Annotated in this window: 20 protein-coding genes; 10 read left to right on the forward strand and 10 right to left on the reverse strand. The window is 33.3% G+C overall.

Annotated features, from left to right (window positions below):
* The 8 genes from purM to purE are packed head-to-tail and all read right to left on the reverse strand — an operon-like array spanning position 1 to position 7906.
* Entirely contained in the window at positions 1 to 1029 is a 1029-nt protein-coding gene (gene purM, locus KA856_RS09195; RefSeq protein WP_107384859.1) for a phosphoribosylformylglycinamidine cyclo-ligase, read from the reverse strand.
* Entirely contained in the window at positions 1022 to 2509 is a 1488-nt protein-coding gene (gene purF, locus KA856_RS09200) for an amidophosphoribosyltransferase (protein WP_107384860.1), read from the reverse strand. The genes purM and purF overlap by 8 nt, the downstream gene beginning before the upstream one ends.
* Positions 2488 to 4677 (reverse strand): phosphoribosylformylglycinamidine synthase subunit PurL, encoded by a 2190-nt coding sequence (gene purL, locus KA856_RS09205; protein ID WP_107384861.1) that lies wholly within the window; start codon positions 4675 to 4677, stop codon positions 2488 to 2490. The genes purF and purL overlap by 22 nt, the downstream gene beginning before the upstream one ends.
* Positions 4670 to 5341, reverse strand: coding sequence for a phosphoribosylformylglycinamidine synthase I (gene purQ / locus KA856_RS09210; protein WP_107384862.1), 672 nt, complete (start codon positions 5339 to 5341; stop codon positions 4670 to 4672). Before purQ ends, purL begins: the two co-directional genes overlap by 8 nt.
* Positions 5341 to 5601, reverse strand: a complete 261-nt coding sequence (gene purS / locus KA856_RS09215) for a phosphoribosylformylglycinamidine synthase subunit PurS (RefSeq protein WP_019468141.1) — start codon at positions 5599 to 5601, stop codon at positions 5341 to 5343. The genes purQ and purS overlap by 1 nt, the downstream gene beginning before the upstream one ends.
* A gap of 1 nt (position 5602) precedes the next feature.
* A complete protein-coding gene (purC, locus tag KA856_RS09220) occupies positions 5603 to 6304 on the reverse strand; it encodes a phosphoribosylaminoimidazolesuccinocarboxamide synthase (protein ID WP_107384863.1) in 702 nt (233 codons plus the stop codon).
* Positions 6304 to 7437, reverse strand: coding sequence for a 5-(carboxyamino)imidazole ribonucleotide synthase (gene purK, locus KA856_RS09225; RefSeq protein WP_107384864.1), 1134 nt, complete (start codon positions 7435 to 7437; stop codon positions 6304 to 6306). The genes purC and purK overlap by 1 nt, the downstream gene beginning before the upstream one ends.
* Positions 7424 to 7906 (reverse strand): 5-(carboxyamino)imidazole ribonucleotide mutase, encoded by a 483-nt coding sequence (gene purE, locus KA856_RS09230; RefSeq protein ID WP_107384865.1) that lies wholly within the window; start codon positions 7904 to 7906, stop codon positions 7424 to 7426. Before purE ends, purK begins: the two co-directional genes overlap by 14 nt.
* A gap of 204 nt (positions 7907 to 8110) precedes the next feature.
* Here purE and folD point away from each other — a divergent pair, with 204 nt between their 5' ends.
* From folD to rihC, 7 genes are all read left to right on the forward strand, one after another.
* Positions 8111 to 8968: a bifunctional methylenetetrahydrofolate dehydrogenase/methenyltetrahydrofolate cyclohydrolase FolD gene (gene folD / locus KA856_RS09235; RefSeq protein ID WP_019468145.1), complete on the forward strand. Its 858-nt coding sequence runs from the start codon at positions 8111 to 8113 to the stop codon at positions 8966 to 8968.
* A 531-nt stretch (positions 8969 to 9499) separates the two neighbouring features.
* Positions 9500 to 9817, forward strand: a complete 318-nt coding sequence (locus tag KA856_RS09240; protein WP_107385241.1) for an immunoglobulin-like domain-containing protein — start codon at positions 9500 to 9502, stop codon at positions 9815 to 9817.
* 261 nt (positions 9818 to 10078) lie between these two features.
* Positions 10079 to 11200, forward strand: a complete 1122-nt coding sequence (qoxA, locus tag KA856_RS09245) for a cytochrome aa3 quinol oxidase subunit II (protein WP_107385240.1) — start codon at positions 10079 to 10081, stop codon at positions 11198 to 11200.
* A complete protein-coding gene (gene qoxB, locus KA856_RS09250) occupies positions 11200 to 13188 on the forward strand; it encodes a cytochrome aa3 quinol oxidase subunit I (protein ID WP_019468148.1) in 1989 nt (662 codons plus the stop codon). The genes qoxA and qoxB overlap by 1 nt, the downstream gene beginning before the upstream one ends.
* Positions 13178 to 13783, forward strand: a complete 606-nt coding sequence (gene qoxC / locus KA856_RS09255; RefSeq protein WP_107385238.1) for a cytochrome aa3 quinol oxidase subunit III — start codon at positions 13178 to 13180, stop codon at positions 13781 to 13783. Before qoxB ends, qoxC begins: the two co-directional genes overlap by 11 nt.
* On the forward strand, positions 13780 to 14070 hold the full coding sequence (qoxD, locus tag KA856_RS09260) for a cytochrome aa3 quinol oxidase subunit IV (protein WP_107385237.1): 291 nt from the start codon (positions 13780 to 13782) through the stop codon (positions 14068 to 14070). Before qoxC ends, qoxD begins: the two co-directional genes overlap by 4 nt.
* A gap of 163 nt (positions 14071 to 14233) precedes the next feature.
* A complete protein-coding gene (gene rihC / locus KA856_RS09265; RefSeq protein WP_107385236.1) occupies positions 14234 to 15142 on the forward strand; it encodes a ribonucleoside hydrolase RihC in 909 nt (302 codons plus the stop codon).
* Positions 15143 to 15752: 610 nt separating this feature from the next.
* Here rihC and KA856_RS09270 read toward each other — a convergent pair.
* The gene (locus KA856_RS09270; RefSeq protein ID WP_107385320.1) at positions 15753 to 16931 is read right to left on the reverse strand and encodes a serine hydrolase domain-containing protein; all 1179 of its coding nucleotides are present in this window, start codon (positions 16929 to 16931) and stop codon (positions 15753 to 15755) included.
* Between the two features lie 18 nt (positions 16932 to 16949).
* A complete protein-coding gene (locus KA856_RS09275; protein WP_107385319.1) occupies positions 16950 to 18608 on the reverse strand; it encodes a phospho-sugar mutase in 1659 nt (552 codons plus the stop codon).
* Positions 18609 to 19071: 463 nt separating this feature from the next.
* Here KA856_RS09275 and KA856_RS09280 point away from each other — a divergent pair, with 463 nt between their 5' ends.
* The 3 genes from KA856_RS09280 (at position 19072) to KA856_RS09290 (ending at position 21366) form a co-directional block, all read left to right on the forward strand.
* Entirely contained in the window at positions 19072 to 20373 is a 1302-nt protein-coding gene (locus tag KA856_RS09280; protein ID WP_107384703.1) for an LCP family protein, read from the forward strand.
* A 22-nt stretch (positions 20374 to 20395) separates the two neighbouring features.
* Positions 20396 to 20866: a DUF2538 family protein gene (locus KA856_RS09285; RefSeq protein ID WP_019468155.1), complete on the forward strand. Its 471-nt coding sequence runs from the start codon at positions 20396 to 20398 to the stop codon at positions 20864 to 20866.
* A 77-nt stretch (positions 20867 to 20943) separates the two neighbouring features.
* Entirely contained in the window at positions 20944 to 21366 is a 423-nt protein-coding gene (locus tag KA856_RS09290) for a GNAT family N-acetyltransferase (RefSeq protein ID WP_107384690.1), read from the forward strand.
* The last annotated feature ends 168 nt before the right edge of the window (positions 21367 to 21534 follow it).

Genomic DNA, 21534 nt, shown 5'->3' on the forward strand with positions numbered 1-21534 from the left:
TTATACCCCCGTCAAATGAATTGGTTCTTCACTTTTAACAATTTCACCAATTCTATATGCATTTACTTGTGCTTCTTTTAGTGTGTTTAATACTTTAGCTTCATCATTAGCATCAACAACTATGGTAAAACCAATGCCCATATTGAATACATTGTACATTTCTTTGGTTGAAATGCTGCCTTGCTTTTGTAACCATTCAAATATTTTTGGTGTTGGAAATTGTGTTACATCAATTGTTGCACCCACGCCTTCAGGCAGCACTCTTGGAATATTTTCAATAAATCCGCCGCCAGTGATATGTGTCATCGCATGTATATGTACGTGTTCTTTTACAGCTAATACAGGCTTGACATATAATCGAGTAGGTTCTAAAAAGATATCCAAAAATGTGTGATTTTGATCAAATTTATTTTGTAGATCAATACCTGATTTTTTTATTAAATTTCTCACTAAGCTATAACCGTTGGAATGTATACCACTTGATTCAAGTCCTATAATTACATCACCTGATTTTACGGCAGAGCCATCTATATATGCTTCTTTTTCAACTGCTCCTACAGCGAATCCAGCCAAATCATATTCACCTTCATGATACATCTCACCCATTTCAGCTGTTTCACCACCTATAAGTGCTGTATTCGTAGCTTCACAACCGTCACTAACCCCTTTGACAATCTGTTCAATAACTTCTGGAACTACTTTGTTAGTAGCAATATAATCTAAGAAATATAATGGTTCTGCACCAGTTGTTAAAATATCATTGACACACATCGCTACTGCATCAATACCTATCGTATCGTGTTTGTTGTTATCAATCGCTAACTTTAATTTAGTGCCAACGCCATCTGTACCAGATACGAGCAATGGTGCTTTCATATTTAACTGTGATAAATCAAATGTTGCACCAAATCCTCCTAATCCACCTAAAACTTCTTTACGCATTGTTCGTTGAACATGGCTTGACATACGTTCAACCGCTTCGTAACCTGCACTAATATCAACGCCTGCTTGTTGGTATGCTTTAGACATTTAAATTACCCTCTCTATCAAAGTATTGTTTATGATTTGCTAAATATTCTTTTTGACGTTCGCTTAAATGTTCAAAATAATCTTTTTCATAATCATAAAGACCAGCAGGATAATCACCTGTAAAACTTTCTACACATAACCCTTTATATGGTGCATCTACTTCAAGGCCAATTGAATCTATCAAACCAGCTACAGTTAGATAGGCCAAAGAATCAGAGCCAATATGTTCGCTGATTTCTGAAGGTGATTTATTCGCTGATATTAGTTCAGCAGTTGTAGAAACATCTATGCCATAAAAGCTTGGAAACATAAATTCTGGAGAGGCAATACGTACATGCACTTCATTAGCTCCAGCATCTTTTAGCATTTGGACAATGCGTTTGCTTGTCGTTCCTCTAACAATAGAATCATCCACTAAGACGATATTTTTGCTTTGTACGATATCTTTTACTGCCGATAATTTGACCCTTACACCTTGCTCTCGTAATTCTTGTGTCGGTTGAATAAATGTACGTGCTACATATTGGTTTTTGACCAAGCCCATTTCATATGGCAAACCACTTTGTTCAGCATAACCAGATGCTGCTGAAAGTGATGAATTAGGTACGCCAATAACCATATCCGCATTATCAACAGGACTTTCTAATGCTAATTGTTTACCAGATTGTTTACGAATAGCATGAACATTTTTTCCTGCAATAGTAGAATCTGGTCTAGCAAAATAAATGTACTCCATAGCTGATATTGCTGTATTCGTGTGTCTCGTATAAGATTCTATTCGAATTCCTTCATCATTGATAACCACATATTCACCTGCATGAATGTCTCTAACGAACTCTGCACCTAAAACATCTACGGCACAAGTTTCACTTGCAATGATATAGGCACCTGTTTTCATTTTTCCTACAACTAATGGTCTAATTGCATTTGGATCAACAGCACCATATAACGCATCCTTTGTTAATAGTGCAAATGTAAAACCACCTTTTATTTTACGTAAACTTTCCTGTAATGCTTCCTCAAAGGTTGGTGCTTTACTTTTACGAATTAAATGCATAATTACTTCTGTATCTGAAGAAGAATGAAAAATAGAACCTTGATGTTCTAAAGACTTTCTTAAACTTTGTGCATTAATAAGATTTCCGTTATGACAAACTGCAACGCTCATATCATAAAAATGGTACAAAAATGGTTGTATATTTTCTATACCTTTATTGCCTGACGTAGCATATCGTACATGACCAATCGCATGTTGATAAGATTTAAATGCTTCCAACTGAGTATCTGTAATAGCTTCAGTCAAAAGACCAAGTCCTCTTTCTCCAGTAAGTTTTTGGCCGTCAGAACACACCATACCTGCGCCTTCTTGACCTCTATGTTGTAAACTGTGTAACCCCATATACGTCAATTGTGCTGCCTCGTGATGATTCCAAATACCAAAAACGCCACACTCTTCATTTAATCCGTTGTAGTCATACATTTAGGAATTGCTCCTTCCCACTGTTCATTCAATTGTTTCACATCACGTGAAATTATAGTGTCGCCATTTGAAACTACAAATTTTTCATTTTCTGTTAATGTACCAACTTGAATGGCATCTGCTATTTCTAAAGGTTGATCGCCTTTTACAGCCACAATATAACGCCCTTGTGTTTCGCTGAATAATTGCTCATGCTTAAGATTTAAAGTTACATCTAAGCCCATTTGATAATGTGCACTAATACGAGCTAATGTCATTAACAGTCCACCTTTACCAACTGTTTGGACGTGAGAAGCAATGCCACTACGGATTGCTTTTTTAATTGACTCCCCTCTTTTGACTTCATTTGATAAATCAATGGTTTCAACCTCGTGATTCACTTTACCGTAAAGTAATTTTTCAATTTGGCTCCCACCAAAATCGCTATGTGTATCGCCTACAATATAAAGCGTATCACCTGCTTTGGGCGTGAAATCATTGAAATAATCAATTTCTTCAATCAAACCAACCATGCCTACAACGGGTGTAGGGAATATTGAAGTCTCTTTTGTTTCGTTATACAGAGAAACATTACCCGAAACTACTGGCGTCTTTAATATTTCACAAGCTTCTGCCATACCTTTCGTAGAATCTGCTAATTGTTGATAAATTTCTTTTTTCTCTGGTGATCCATAGTTCAAACAATCAGTCATCGCTAAAGGCGTAGCACCAACAGAGATCAAATTACGGTATGCTTCTGCTACTACCATCTTTCCACCTTCATATGGATTATTAAAGACAAATCGTGCTTCACCATCTATCGTAGAAGCAATTGCTTTATTTGAACCTTCGACACGAACAACGGAAGATTGTAATCCTGGTTTGACAATAGTATTCGCACCAACTTGTTGATCATACTGTTCATATAAATAGCGTTTGGAAGCAATTGTTGGATGAACAAGTAAACGATTAAATATATCTTCAACATCAATATCACTATAGTCATTTTGTGGTTCATTATATAGCGGTGTTTCACCTTCAAGTATATATACAGGCGCTTCATCAGATAATGGCTGTACTGGTATATCAGCGAAAATTTCATCTTCATATGTAAGGACAAAACGATTTGTATCTGTAACTTCACCGATAACTGCACTATCCAATTCGTGTTTATCAAATAAATTCAAAAATTTAGCTTCAGATCCTTTTTCTACTACTAATAGCATACGTTCTTGGGTTTCAGAGAGCATCATTTCATAAGGAGAAATACCTTTTTCTCTTGTTGGTACTTTTTCTAATTGTAGATGTAAGCCACTGCCACCTTTAGCAGCCATTTCTGACGAGGATGATGTTAGACCAGCAGCTCCCATATCTTGGATGCCAACAAGTTCATCAAACGTAATTGCTTCTAACGTCGCTTCCATAAGTTTTTTACCTACAAATGGGTCACCAATTTGTACTGATGGACGTTTACTTTCACTATCTTCGCTTAGTTCTTCTGAAGCAAAAGTAGCGCCATGAATACCATCACGACCTGTTTTCAACCCTACATATATAACCGAATTACCCGAACCTTTAGCAGTACCTTTTTGAATTTTATCGTGATCAATAATACCCACACACATTGCATTCACCAGTGGATTGCCATCATATCTATCATCAAACTCTATCTCACCCGCTGTAGTTGGAATTCCAATACAATTACCATAGCCACCAATACCGGCTACTACACCACGTAATAAACGACGATTTTGTTTTTCTGTCAATTCACCAAAGCGTAAACTATTCAATAAATTTATCGGTCTAGCACCAATGGAAACAATATCTCGTATAATGCCTCCGACACCTGTTGCCGCACCTTGATAAGGTTCAACAGCTGAAGGATGATTATGTGATTCAACTTTAAATACCACTGCTTGATTGTCACCAATATCTACCACACCCGCACCTTCACCAGGCCCCATCAATACATGTTCGCCTGAAGTTGGAAACTGAGTTAAAAATGGTTTTGAATGCTTATAAGAACAATGTTCACTCCACATTACAGAGAAAATGCCAATTTCAGTAAAATTGGGTTCACGACCTAGAATTTCACATACTTTATCGTATTCTGACTCTGATAATCCCATATCTTTATATAGTTTTTCTAATTTGATTTCTTCCACACTTGGTTCAATAAACTTAGACATTTTGTTCCCTCCAACTATTTACCATTGCTTCAAATAATTTAACGCCACTATCAGTTCCTAATAAAGAGTCCATTGCGCGTTCGGGGTGCGGCATCATGCCACAAACATTTCCATTTTCATTGACAATACCTGCAATATCATTGTACGAACCATTGGGATTATCCTTATACTTTAAAATGATTTGATTGTTTTCTGTTAATCTGTCATACATTTCTGATGTACAATAGTAATGACCTTCACCATGCGCTACAGGATATATTACTGTTTCATTTTCTTCATATAATTTGGTATAGGGCGTTTGGTTATTTACAACTTTTAATAGCTCATTTCGGCTTACAAATAAATGTGAATCATTATGCAATAAAGCGCCTGGAAGCAAACCTATCTCAGTAAGAATTTGAAATCCGTTACAAACACCTAATACTGGTTTCCCTTCATTCGCGAAACGTTTAACTTCTTCAGTGATAGGTGCAACACTTGCCATCGCACCTGAACGTAAGTAGTCACCAAATGAGAACCCACCGGGTATTAACACACCATCAAAACCTTCTAATGATGTATTTCTATAGTCCACATATTCTGCTTCTACACCGGATTTCAATGCTGCATTATACATGTCCCTATCACAATTAGATCCTGGGAATTTTAGCACTGCAAATTTCATTATGCTTTCTCCCCTTCTTCCAATACTTTATAGCTATATTCTTCAATAACTGTATTTGCAAAAAGTTTTTCGCTTAAAGTAGTAACGACATTGTGAACTGCAGCATCAGTAGCTTCATCAACTGTCATGTACAATAATTTACCAACACGTATATCATTAACTTGTGTGTATCCTAGATCATGTACTGCGCGATTTAAAGCTTGTCCTTGTGTATCTAATACTTGTGGTTGTAATGTGATATGCAATTCAATTGTTTTCATTTTATAGTTCCTCCAATTTATTAAGAAAAGTTTGATAAGTTTCTATGATTGAACCCGTTTCTTCACGATAAACATCTTTATCAAAATTTGTATCACTATATTTATCCCAAATACGACATGTATCGGGTGAAATTTCATCTGCTAATAGAATTTGACCATCCTTGCTGCGCCCAAATTCTATTTTGAAATCTACAAGTCGTAAATCCATACCATCCATTAATTCAATTAACACTGCATTAATTGTTTTTGCTGCCTCTTTTAACTTTTCAATTTCTTCTTTACTAGCTAAATGTAATAACTGTATGTGATCTTCAGTAATTAAAGGATCATTTAAATCATCGTTTTTATAGAAGAATTCAACTAAAGGATTTTCAAACGTATGTCCTTTATCAAAGCCTAATCTCTTTGTTATAGAACCCGCAGCGATGTTTCTCACTACGACTTCTAATGGTATAATTTCCACAGATTTCACGAGTTGTTCAGTTTCTGATAGTTGCTCGATAAAGTGACTATCAATATCACGTTCTTGAATAAAACTAAAAATTCTAGAAGTAATTTGATTATTTAAACGACCTTTACCTTCTATAAAATCTTTTTTCGCTCCATTGCCGGCTGTGACTTCATCCTTATATTCAATTCGAAGCACATCCGATTGCGCCGTAGAAAAAATTCTTTTTGCTTTTCCTTCATATAACAAAGACATTAGCTATGTCTCCCTTCAAAATGATTTAGTAAAGTTTGTTCTGTTTGTTCTACATGATTTGTCAGCATAGTAAGGTGACCCATTTTTCGGTCAGGCTTGCGGCTTATTTTGCCATAAATATGTACATGCCATTCAGGATGAACATCGAATTTATGTTCCAATAAATCTAAATCTCTTCCTAATAAATTCATCATTACACTAGGTTTTAATAATTCAATTTTTTCTGGTAACCGGTGACCAGTAACTGCTAATATATGTGTATCAAATTGCGAATAATCGCATGCTTCTATTGAATAATGTCCAGAATTATGAGGTCTAGGTGCAATTTCGTTCACAAACAATTGATTGCTTGTATCGATGAAAAACTCCACCGTGAACGTACCCACAAAATGAATATGTTTGATAATTTTCTCAACTTCTTTTCGTGCCATTTGTTCAATTTGTGGTTGTACACGAGCAGGTACAACTGTCTTAAATAATATTTGGTTTTGATGTTCATTCTCTTGTAATGGAAAATACGTGATTTGATTATCGTTACCGATGGTTACTGTTAAAGAAACTTCTTTTTGTAGTTCTAAAAATTTTTCAGCAACACATTCTTGTTTATTAATTAATGTTTTAGCATTATCCAAATCTGCTTCATTTGTAATAAGCGCTTGCCCTTTTCCGTCGTATCCACCAAATCTTGTTTTTACCATAAACGGAAAACCAATATTTTCTACAGCTTGAGATAAACTGTCTGCATCGGATAACTTCATAAATGGTGCTACTTGAGTTCCGGCATTTTGCAATGTTTGTTTTTCAATCAATCTATCTTGTAATAGTTGTATAGCTTGATAACCTTGAGGAATATTATATTGGGAAACTAATGTTTGTAATTGATTCGCAGAAATATTTTCAAATTCATATGTGATAACGTCGGATAATTCACCTAGTTGAACAAGCGATTGTTCGTCATCATAGTTTGCATTTATAAACTGATGTGCTACATGTTGGCATGGACAATTTTCATCGGGATCTAACACAATAACTTTAAAACCCATTTTCTGAGCAGATTGTGCCATCATTTTACCTAATTGCCCACCACCAATAATTCCAATCGTTGATCCAAATGATAGTTTATTGAAGTTCATGTTGCATCTCACTCACTTTCTCAACCAATGATTTTTCATAATTTTCCAAATTCTTTTGGACTACTTTATTACCAATGCTGAGCATTCTGGCAGCAAGTATTCCCGCATTTTTTGCCCCAGATTTCCCTATAGCTGTTGTAGCCACAGGAATACCACCTGGCATTTGGACAATAGATAGGAGAGAGTCTAACCCTTTTAAGCTTTTAGATTCTATAGGTACACCAATTACTGGTAACGTCGTCATCGAGGCAACCATACCTGGTAAGTGTGCTGCACCACCAGCACCAGCAATAATGACATCATAGCCATCATCTCTGGCTCCTTTAGCAAATTCATACATTAATTGAGGCGTACGATGTGCAGAAACAACTTTCTTTTCATACGGTATATCTAGTTGCTCTAACATTTGACAACTTTCTTTCATAGTCTCCCAATCGGAAGAACTACCCATTATGACTACCACTTTCAAAATGAACACCCTTTCAGAAATTTGAAATGTTATGACTATTAGATGTATATTACAGATATAGCATAACAACTAAAAATCGCTTTTTCAATCAAAAATCGAACTTTAACACAAAAAAATCGTTAAATTTTCGTCTTTTGGTTGAAAAACATGATGGTAATTATGTTAAAGTTAAGTAAAGTTCATACATTGGAGGAGGATTTTTTCATGGTCGCAAAAATTTTAGACGGTAAACAAATCGCAAAGGATTATAGACAAGGTCTAAAAGATCAAGTCGAGGCTTTACAAACTAAGGGTTACACACCAAAATTATCAGTAATATTAGTAGGTAACGATGGTGCAAGTAAAAGTTATGTGAATTCAAAAAAGAAAGCTGCAGAAAAAATCGGTATGATTTCTGAAATCGTACATTTAGATGAAAGTGCTAGTGAAGATAAAGTATTAAGCGAACTTCAACGCTTAAATGAAGATGATAGTGTGAGTGGTATATTAGTTCAAGTTCCGCTACCAGATCAAGTAAGTGAACAAAAAGTATTAGAATCGATTAATCCTGCTAAAGATGTTGATGGATTTCATCCTGAAAATATAGGTAAATTATATATTGACCAACAAACATTTGTACCTTGTACACCACTTGGTATCATGGAGTTACTAAATCATGCTGACATTGATTTAGAAGGTAAAGATGCTGTTGTTATAGGTAGAAGTCATATTGTAGGTCAACCAGTTTCAAAACTATTATTACAAAAAAACGCTTCAGTTACGATTTTGCATTCAAGAACTAAAGATATGCATCAACATTTAAAAAATGCTGACATTATCGTTAGTGCTGTCGGACGTCCTGGTCTTGTTACTAAAGATGATGTTAAAGAAGGCGCAGTTGTAATTGATGTAGGTAATACACCTGACGAAAACGGCAAATTAAAAGGTGATATTGCCTATGATGAAGTTAAAGAAATTGCTGGAGCTATTACACCTGTGCCTGGTGGTGTAGGCCCAATGACAATTACAATGGTATTAAACAATACACTTATGGCAGAAAAAATGCGTAGAGGCATCGAATAACACTATTGTTTTAAGAAACATATTTCAAAAACTGAACAAAGTTGAGATACCTTATCTTTAACTACTAATAAATAAACGTCAATTTCTAGATTGTTACAATAGAAGTTGACGTTTATTTTTTATGTAATGCTGCAACGCTTTTACTCATTGACCAATATGCCTTGTATCATTTAAAGATTGTTTTAACCTTAATTAATCCTTTCAAATCACTTAGTTTAATTGTAAAAGATGCCTATTATTTCAATGAGATTTCTGCCCCACCACATATCTGCTTTTAAATTATGTTCTAAAATAATCCATCCATTTTAAAACAAACATTAATGACGTTTTCTTCGAATATCACTCAATTTTGTTTAATTGCTATTATGTTAATCAAAAAATATTACAATTAACTGAATTTTTTCAAAAAATTATCACTCAATTTACACTATTGCGTTATATTAAGACTATAGTACGATGTAATTTCATTCAAAATAACATATAGTGTATTTAAGATAAAAAATAAATGACGCTCATACGGAGGTTTACGTTATGAATAAATTAATGCAGTCATTATCAGCACTCGGTGTATCTGCAACACTTGTTTCACCTAATTTAAGTGCAGAAGCTACAGAAAATTCTATACCTGAATTAAAAGGAACAAACGATGTAATCATTGATAAAGGAAATAACTATAATTTATTAAATGGTGTACGTGCCTATGACAAAGAAGATGGTGACTTGACGCACAAAATTTCAGTAAATGGAAATATTAATACAGAAAAAGAAGGAAAATATAAAGTTGAATATACTGTAGAAGATTCAGAAGGTGCAATGAATAAATCAGTAAGATATATCGAAGTAAAATAATTTATGAATACATATGTCACTATGAAATTTACATCAAATCATTAATATTTGGTGTGAATTTATCCTATCGTCTAAAATATGACACTTTTCACAAAATGTACACATAATTTTAACAAATCTTTGAAAGCCCGTCAGACGTTGAGTTTGTTGGGTTTCTTTTAATTTTACAATAATTTTTTTTACACAAACACTTGTAAATATTGCGTAATATCTTAAAATTGATGGTAAGCCCTACAATTGTAGTATTAGGAGGTCAAAAAAGTGTCAAAATTTAAGTCTTTGCTTCTACTCTTTGGCTCACTAATTATACTTAGTGGTTGTTCAAATGTAGAAGTTTTAAACCCAAAAGGGCCGGTAGCAAGTGACTCGAAGTTCTTGATTATGTATTCAATCATCTTCATGCTTGTTATTATTGCCGCCGTACTTATCATGTTTACTCTGTTTCTATTTAAATATAGATTACACAAAACAGAAGAAGCAGGTAAGATGCATCACAGTGCTTTAATGGAAACAATTTGGTTTATCATTCCGGTGATCATCGTTATCGCTTTAGCTATCCCTACAGTAAAATCACTTTACATGTACGAAGCTAAACCAGATAAACAAGACGATCCACTTGTTGTTTATGCGACAAGCGCTGGTTATAAGTGGTTCTTCAGTTATCCTGATGAAAAAATTGAAACTGTTAATCACTTAACAATACCTAAAGATCGCCCTGTTGTCTTCAAACTCCAATCAATGGATATGATGACAAGTTTCTGGATTCCACAATTAGGTGGTCAAAAATATGCGATGACTGGTATGACAATGGATTGGACATTAACGGCTAGTGAAGAAGGTACGTTCCGAGGACGTAACTCAAACTTCAACGGTGAAGGATTCGCTCGCCAAACATTTGATGTTAATTCAGTAAGCCAAAGTAAATTCAAGGATTGGGTAAAAGATGCTCAAAGTCAAAAGGAATTAGATCAAGATACTTTTGATAAACAACTTTTACCAACTACTGAAAATAAAAACTTAACTTTCAGTGGTACGCACATGGCGTTTGTTGATCCAGCAGCTGATCCTGAGTATATTTTCCATGCTTATGATCGTTTCAATTACGTACAGAAAGATCCTAACTTTAACACACCTAAAGAAATTAAAGAGGACGTATTAGATAAACCTAATAAACCTGCACGTAAACCACAAATCACAAACGCTAACTATGAACGTCATGGTATGAAAGCTATGATTCTAGGCAATAATGAACCATATAATAGTGAATTCAAAGATGAAGAATCACATAATATGGATGAAATGGAAAAAATCTCAGAAGGTGCTAAAGATGAAGAAGCATCTAAAGCTGAGAAAAAAGACCATGAACATGGAGGTGGACATTAATGAGTTTCCCATGGGATCAATTACTCGTTCAAGGTAACTGGATGATTACAATGGCACAAATTGGTGCACCGTTTGCTATCATCGCAGTGATCGCAGTAATTACTTATTTTAAATTGTGGAAATATCTATACAGAGAATGGTTCACATCTATTGACCATAAAAAAATTGGTGCTATGTATTTAATCTGTGCTGTATTAATGTTCGTACGTGGTGGTATTGATGCCCTAATGATGCGTACACAATTAGCAATTCCAGATAATACATTCTTAGAAGGAAACCACTATAATGAAGTCTTTAGTACGCACGGCGTAATAATGATTATCTTTATGGCGATGCCTTTCATTTTTGGTTTATGGAATGTTATTGTACCTCTTCAAATTGGTGCAAGAGACGTTGCATTCCCTGTATTAAATAACGTAAGTTTCTGGTTATTCTTCTCTGGTATGTTGTTATTCAACCTATCATTTATAATCGGAGGCTCACCTGCAGCTGGTTGGACTAACTATGCACCACTTGCAGGGGAATTCAGCCCAGGACCTGGGGTTAACTACTACCTTATCGCGATACAGATTTCTGGTATAGGTACCCTAATGACTGGTATTAACTTCTTTGTAACAATACTTAGATGTAAATCACCTACGATGAAATTTATGGAAATGCCAATGTTCACGGTTACTACTTTCATTACAGCATTAATCGTTATTTTGGCTTTCCCAGTATTGACAGTAGCTTTAGCACTGTTTACAACAGATAGAATCTTCGATACTGCATTCTTTACAGTCGCAAATGGCGGTATGCCAATGTTATGGGCTAACTTCTTCTGGGTATGGGGGCACCCCGAAGTTTATATCGTTATCCTACCGGCATTCGGTATTTATTCAGAAATCATTCCAACATTTGCACGTAAACGTCTGTTTGGTCACCAAAGTATGGTGTGGGCAACAGCAGGAATCGCATTCTTAAGTTTCTTAGTTTGGGTTCACCATTTCTTCACTATGGGTAATGGTGCATTAATTAACTCATTCTTCTCGATTACAACTATGCTGATTGGTATACCAACAGGTGTTAAAATCTTTAACTGGTTGTTTACGCTTTATCAAGGCCGTATCACCTTTGAATCACCTATGTTATTCGCATTAGGTTTCATACCTAACTTCTTAATTGGTGGTGTAACAGGTGTCATGCTTTCTATGGCAGCAGCCGACTATCAGTATCATAATACGTACTTCTTAGTTGCTCACTTCCACTACACATTAGTGGCTGGTGTTGTATTTGCTTGTCTAGGTGCTTTAATTTTCTGGTGGCCTAAGATGACTGGATTTAAATTGAACGAGACATTAAACAAATGGTGTTTCTGGTTATTCATAATCGGATTTAACGTTTGTTTCATACCACAATTCATTCTTGGTTTAGATGGTATGCCTCGTCGTTTATACACTTATATGCCAGAAGATGGATGGTGGATGTTAAACGCAATCTCTACTGTCGGAGCATTAATGATGGCATTAGGCTTTATGTTCTTAGTTGCTAGTATCGTATACAGCTTCTTCAAAGCACCACGTGAAGCTACTGGTGATAACTGGTATGGCTTAGGACGTACATTAGAGTGGTCAACTGCTTCAGCAATGCCACCTAAATACAACTTTGCTGTTACGCCAGATTGGAATGACTACGATACATTTGTGAATATGAAAGAACACGGTAGACACTACTTAGATAATCACAATTATTCTGATATCCATATGCCAAATAATACACCAGTTGGTTTCTGGATGGGAATTTTCTTCACAATCGGAGGATTCTTCCTTGTCTTTGAAACAATACTCCCTGCAGTTATTTGCTTAATAGGTATCTTTGGTACTATGATTTACCGCAGTTTCCAAGTAGACCACGGTTATCATATCCCAGCTTCTGAAGTAGCAGAAACCGAAAAACGTTTACGTGAAGCACGTATAAAAGAAAGGGAGGCTGTAAGTCATGAGTCATGATGCAAACACTATTGATCAACGTTCGCATGAAGGTAATTTAAATAGACTTGGCTTTTGGATATTCCTTACAGCAGAAGTCTCATTATTCGGTACGCTATTCGCAACCCTATTAACGCTTCAACACGGTGGCGACTATGGCGGTAAAATGACAACTGAGATGTTCGAATTACCCCTAGTTTTAATAATGACATTTGCGTTATTAATTAGTTCATATACTTGTGGTATTTCTATTTACTATATGAGACAAGAAAAAGCAAAATTAATGACAATATGGATGGTTATCACTTTACTATTCGGACTTGTGTTCGTAGGCTTTGAAATTTATGAGTTTGCTCACTATGTTTCAGAAGGTGTTAACTTAACTATTGGTTCTTATTGGTCTAGTTTCTTTATTCTATTAGGAACTCACGGTGCCCACGTATCATTAGGTATTGTTTGGATTACATGTTTATTAATTCAAGTTGCAATGCGTGGATTAAATAAAGATAATGCTCCTAAGTTATTTATAGTAAGCTTATACTGGCACTTCTTAGATGTTGTTTGGATCTTCATCTTTACTGCCGTATATATGATAGGGATGGTGTTTAGCGGATGAATACAATTGTAAAACACACAGTCGGTTTTATTGGATCAATCGTATTGACTATTTTAGCAGTATTCGTAACCTTATACACATCAATGGCACTTAATGCTAAGATTACAATCATCTTTGGCTTTGCCTTTATCCAAGCTGCAGTACAATTATTAATGTTCATGCACTTAACTGAAGGTAAAGATGGAAACTTACAAGGATTTAAAGTTATATTTGCGGTTATCATTACTCTAATTACAGTTATTGGTACGTATTGGGTAATGCAAGGTGGACACTCAAGCCACTTATAAACCCAAAAAAGACTTCTCGAAAGAGAAGTCTTTTTTTTATAGTTTTATTTATTAACCTCCCCTATGCTTTCAATCTATAATTTACTTTGTAACATTTCTTTTCACAAAAGATGTAGAATATAATTGATAATGTTATTTTTGCAATAGGAGGATTAGATAAATTATGAAACAACCAATTATTATTGATACAGACCCAGGCATTGATGATGCAGCAGCGATTAGCTTTGCAATAAACCATCCAGAATTTGATTTGAAAATGATTTCTACAGTCAATGGTAACGTTGGTATCGAAAAAACGACTGCTAATGCTTTAAAACTCAAACGTTTCTTTAATAGTGACATACCTGTACATAGAGGTGCTTCACAACCACTATTATCAGATATAGTAGATGCAAGTGATGTACACGGTGAATCAGGAATGGAAGGATATACTTTCCCAGAAATCAATGAAAGTGATCTCGATTCTACTCATGCCGTTGAGGCCATGAGAGACGTTTTAGTCAAAAGTGAAACACCCATCACACTTATCCCCATTGGCCCGTTGACGAATATTGCATTATTATTAATGACTTATCCTGAAGTAAAGACATTTATTAAAGAAATTGTGTTAATGGGCGGCTCAGCAACTCGAGGTAATGTAACACCATTAGCTGAATTTAACATTTATTGTGATCCCGAAGCTGCTCAAATCGTGTTTAATTCTGGTCTGCCCTTAACAATGGTAGGATTAGACGTTGCTAGAAGTTCTAGTTTAACGCATGACACAATCAATGAGCTAAGCTTAATCAACGAAACAGGAAAGATGTTACATCAGTTATTCAAACATTATAGAGGAGACGATTTTGAAAAAGGTATTAATGTATATGATGCCTACACATTGCTTTACCTACTACATCCAGAACATTTTGATGTACAAGAAGCTGATGTGCAAATTGAAACAGATGGCAAATTAACCAAGGGTGCTTCAGTAGTTGATTTCAAATCTCAATTTCCTAATACAACCGTAGTAATGTCAGTACAAGCAAATACCTTTAAGCAGATGTTTATTGATGCTTTAAAGTATTGTAAGTAAATTTTAAATACACAAAACGGTTGTAACAAAAATATACGTTTTCAATAAAAAAGAAGTAAGACAGAAATTTAATTTTATTAAAAAGATTTCTCCTTACCACCCCAACAAAGATGACTAGAATTGGTAAAAATATAAAATGATTACCTGAGCTAAAGCTCATGCATAACTCCCACTAACTCAATAATTGAGAAGTGGGCGTTTCTATTTTCAGTTCAGTCATCCGCTAACAATATAATTGTGTCTGAGATGAATCAATGGTGCCCTAGAATCTTTTTGAATCTTGACCGTTTTAATCATGGGTATAAGTTCGAATCTGGACTTTTTCTCACATACGATTATCCAGTCAGCACCTTACAAATCATAAAAATAACTATTTTGTAGATAAACAAAGATATTTTCATCTCTTTAAATTCATAGATAAACTAATTTAATGAGAAATCTTAAATATATGAATTTAACATTAATCTCAGATTCACTCTTAGAAGCATTAATTTTATTGAACATGAAGTTTTTTTATAAAAAGTAAAAAACCGCCAATTTCTATAAAAAACGATAGAAATTGGCGGTTATGTTTTTATAAGAGATATTTATACACCTATCACCTAATTTTTCAATATAGCTGTTTCACTCTGTTATAGTGACCACCTTGATGTAATAACTTAAAGTAAATATGTTTCATTTTATATTCGTTATTAATTTTACTGTTGTCATAATTTGTTGCTAATACAATTACATAATTATCATTAAAATATACTGTGAATATATTACCAAAAAAGATACCATTAATTCTATTTTTATCAGCAAATGAATAAAATCCATATCGATATGGTTTAGGATATTGTGTAGTTAAACTTTCATGAATAAAGGGCATGGTAGTTGTTGAATCAAAAATTCTATTATCTTGCAAATTTAATACTACTTTCCCCATATCATAAGGAGACATATAAATGTTACCTGCCCCATCATATTGATTTAAAATATTAGGTTTTTGACGGATACGTTTTCCAGTTAATTTATCATTTTTATAACCAACAGCCATATATTTTTTGAAATTCACATTATTATATCGCGCTGTATATTCTAAATTATATGGCTTTATTAATCTATCATTTAAATTTTGCGTATAAGATTTATGTGTTACTTCTTCTATAACTTTTGACAATATTAAATAATTAGCATCGTTATATTGATATTTATTATATTCTAAGGGATTGATACCTCTCTGTTGTATTGCATGTGTTGCATCATTTAAATCTTTAAATTTTGGATTAGCTTTATATTTATATAATCCACTTTGATGTAACATCAGTTGTTTTATAGATAGTGGATAATTTGAGTCAAACCATTCTAAATAATGCTTCACAGGCGTCATCATATGAATCTCGTCTTCAATTTCTAACTGTTTTAACATGATGCCTGTCATAAATTTTTGTGCTGAACCTATTAAAAACATCGTATTGGCATTATTTTCTTCATTCTTTTCAAAATCTTGATAACCATAGCCTTTATTCAGTTTGAGTTTACCTCTTTCAAAAAGCGCAATGGTTCCATTAAAATGAGTTTGTTCTAAATACTCATCAATTTTATTAATTTGTGGATGTTTGTGATCAACAACCGTTTTTAACTTTTTTTGTTTTTTCGATGATTGCTTTTCATTTTCTTTGGTCAAAATCTTTGAAGGACTGATATAATCTTTCATTTGTTTATAGTGTCTGTATCCAGTAAATCCTAAAATCAAAAATATGAAAATGATCAAAACAATAAATATTTTAAATTTGTTGGCTTTCATGTTGTTGCCTCTTTGTTGTTATTTTATATGATTGATATATTCATCTTTAAATTGGTTTGTTAAGGCATCAATATCCTCTATATTTAACGAGAAGTACAATTTAATTTTAGGTTCAGTACCAGAAGGTCTCAATGCAATGAAACCTTCATCAAAAATAAAGCGAATTAAATTTGTCTCAGGTAAAGACAAAGCTTCGGTACTACCCTCTGTTACATTTTTAATGGTACCTAGTTGATAATCTTCAATTTGTTTTACTTCAAGACCACAAATTGTTGAAACATCTTCATTTCTAAATTGGTCCATTATTTTAGTGATCTTTTCAATACCTTCTGCACCTTCAAAAGTCGGTGATAAAGTTTTATCTTTATATGCACCGATATGAGCATATATATCATCTATCGTATCTTTAAATGTCATTCCATTATTCGCTAATAAATTTTTATATTTGATTAATAAAGGTACCATTTGGATTGCATCTTTATCTCTCGAAAATGGTTTTGCTAAATAGCCATGACTTTCTTCAAAAGCAATTAGTAATTGTTTATCTTGTTGTGTGCTTTCTTTTTCCAATAAATTTGAAATATATTTAAATCCTGTTAATACATTATTTACTTCAACATCTAATGCTAAAGCTAGTCTTTCCGCAAGTTCACTTGTGACTATAGATTTAATCATGTAAAGTTGCTTACCCTCTTCTACTAAATCTTGAAATCTTAATTTAGTAAGTAATATACCAATTTCATTTCCATTAAAATACCTATATGTTTCGTCATCATAACGTTCAATTAAACCTAATCTATCAGCATCAGGATCAGTTGCTATAATTAATTGTGCATCAGTATCATTTGCCAGCTTAATACCACGTTCGAACACAGCTTCATCTTCAGGATTAGCTATCGCAACAGTTGGAAAATTACCGTCTGGTGTGGATTGCTCTTTTTCAATAACAAAATTATCATAATCTAATTCTGATAATATTGTAGAAGTTAAAGGTAAACTTGTACCATGTAAACTCGTCAGTACTACTTTTGCATCTTTTTCAGGAATGTCCCCCACTAAATCTTTCACTTCACTTTTATAAGCTTCAGTAACTTCATGTGACATATATGTGATTTTTTTATCATTTAGTAATGAATTAAAATTGCCTCCATCAATTTGTAATGGACGTTCAATAGCGTTTATATATTGACTTAAATCTTCTGATTCATCTGGCAATAATTGGCCACCATTTTGATCGTATATTTTAATACCGTTATAGTTTTTAGGATTATGACTGGCAGTGATCATCACACCTGCACTTGATTTTAAATACCTAACCGCAAATGATAATTCTGGTGTAGATTTATAATTTTCTGATAAAATCGTAATAATATTATTTTGAGCTAAAACAGACGCCATTTCTTCTGAAAATGCCTTAGATAATAATCTTGTATCAAAATGGATTACGATAGATGGATTATCATATTTTTCTTTCAAATATTGTGATAAGCCTAATGCTACTTTACGGACTGTAAATGCATTCAATCGACCTGGTCCTAAACCAAAGGTACTACGTATACCAGCAGTGCCAAACGTTAAGTTCCCACTAAACCCTTCTTCTATTTCTTTGTCGGTTTGCGCTTCATAAAATGTTTTTACTAAACTTTCATCTAATTTATCCAACCATTCTGATTTCATGGTTATATCCTCCTTGAAACTCCAATATATTAAACAATTATTCACAAGGTATTATCTCATCGTCGAATTGATTTAATAAATACCAAAAATCGTTTTGAATTTAAAATCTCTGTTTAAAAATTTCACTTTAATAAAAATATTAATGTTATCAATGAACAATAACATTTAACATATGTTAATTATATCGTATGTTCATAAATAAATCATTTTTAGCTATGTTGATTTTCTTATAATTATTTCTTTTATTTTCATTAATAATATTTTAATGGTCAACTGTACGCCAATTTATAATTCAAACTTTAGTAGGATAAATTCTTAGTTGATATTTTTTAATGTTAGTTATAAAATTATAAGTTATAGTACAAATTTCTCTTTACAATATTTTAATGAAACAATCAAAAACTTAACATTAGATCAATATTGTAATATACAAAAAAATCACATACGATGGGGAGCTTCATACATGAATAAATTTTTAAAATACTTTTTAATATTTCTATCTTTAATTCTTGTAGTTGTTCCAGTTATATTTGCCGTTTTATTACTTAAATCGTCACAAGGTGCATTTGAACATTCATTGAATACGAGCGATACATCAAGAGAATCAAGTATTCGTGAATCGAAAATAAACCCGTCTAAAGATCCAATTTCTATTTTATTTTTAGGTATCGATGATAATAGTGGTCGTCAAAAAAATGGTCAAAGTACTGAACAATCAAGAACTGATGCAATGATATTATCTACTTTTAATGCAGATAAAGAACAAATTCGAATGCTAAGTATTCCACGCGATACGATTAGTTACATTCCAGAAGTTGGCTATTATGATAAAATCACACATGCACATGCATACGATGGACCTACAGCTTCTATGGATGCTGTAGAAGCTACATTGAATGTTCCTGTTGATTATTATGTAAGAATTAACATGGAAGCATTCGTGGATGCCGTTGATGAACTCGGTGGCATTGAATATGATGTGCCATATAATATTTCTGAACCAAATACAAACGATACTGGGAAAATTAAAGTGAAAAAAGGACATCAAAAGCTAAATGGAGATGAAGCTTTAGCAGTTGCTAGAACACGTCATCAAGATTCAGATTTAAAACGTGGTCAAAGACAGATGGATTTAATCAAAAAGCTATTTATTAAAGCTCAAAAGGCAGATTCTTTCAGTAAATTAGATGATGTAATTGAAATAGTAGGAAAAAATGCTAAACATAATTTAAGTTATAAAGAAGTAAAAGCATTAGCCACTTCTTACTTAAAAGATGATGTTGAAATTAAAAGTAAACAACTAGAAGGTCAAGATGATTATTTGAATGGTGTTTATTACTATAATCCTAATATTAAAAATATAAAAGATACTGCAAACCTTTTGCGCAGCGATTTAAATTTACCTAAAATTAAGGATACAGACGATTTCTTGAATAAACGTGTTATCGACTTTTATGGTACACTCGTACCACAAACTGAAATTGACAGTAGCTTATTACGTAAAAATCAAAAAGATAGCTCTGAACAAGATGAAGACAATTCAAATTCACAATCAGAACAAAATAATTCAAATTCACAAGGCACAAATTCAACAAATGAAAACCAACAAGATAATATGAATCAACAAGATAATAATCAAACGACACAGCAACCAAACGATTCATATCAACAACCTGATTCAAACCAACAAATAGATCCTAATCAACAGCAACAGGATCCAAACCAACAACAAAACACGCAAGAATTACAAACAAATTTATATTAGGCTGTAGAGAGGAGATCGCGACATGTCACGAAAAACATATGAAAAATTAGCAAATATAAACGGTATGTTTAACGTTTTAGAACAGCAATTAATCCATAGTAAGGATATGGCACTTTTTAGAAATGAATTTTTCTATGTTAATCACGCACATCGTGAAAACTATGAAGCTTTACGAATCTACTACAAGGATAGTGAAACCAATCCTGTTGTAGATGGCGCATGTTATATCGTAGCCCTACCTGAAATTTTTGATAAAGTTGATGTTTTTGAATCAGAACTACCTTTTTCTTGGGTTTATGATCAAAATGGAATAACTGAAACAATGAAAGAACTCAGTGTACCGCTACAATATTTAATTGCAGCAGCGCTTGAAGTAACAGATGTTAATTTATTTAGACCATCCGGTTTTACCATGGGCATGAACAATTGGAATATTGCACAAATGAGAATTTTTTGGCAATATACTGCATTAGTACGTCAAGAAGCTCAATAATTCATTAAATAACTACCCTATTACATTATAATTGTGATAGGGTAGTTTTATTATATTTAAAAAAGTGAGGTTTTATCATGTTCGAAGTAGTTACTACATCCGAAATGTTAGATGATGCATATGAAATTAGAAAAGCAGTTTTTGTTCGTGAACAAGGTGTGCCAGTTGAAAATGAAATAGACCAATTTGAATCATCCGCCACTCATGTTATTGGTTATGATGAACAGCACTCCCCTTTTGCTACTGGAAGATTTAGACCCTATCAAAATGGAGCGAAAATTGAGCGTGTAGCAATTTTACCGACACACAGAAAGTCAGGTTATGGCAAAGCATTAATGCTTTTTATTGAAGAAGCAGCTAAAAATCGTGGATATCAAACGTTATCGCTTAATGCCCAATGTCATGCGCAACGCTTTTATGAATCCTTAGGTTATAAATCTTCAGGTGATATTTTTTTAGAGGAAAATATTGAACATATTTTAATGAATAAAACAATTTAAGCTAAAGTATTTAATAAAGTTGTATTTAATGTACATCTTTACAATGTAATATTCTAAAGAGTGTAATATTTTAATATATTTAAAATTAGGCGTATTTCCGCCTTTTTTTAAATTATATCTTCTTTTATAGTGTCTTAATAAGATTAATTTTATATTACAAATCTATGA

This window comes from Staphylococcus sp. GDB9P120P (assembly GCF_017893435.1).
Lineage (GTDB): Bacteria > Bacillota > Bacilli > Staphylococcales > Staphylococcaceae > Staphylococcus > Staphylococcus cohnii.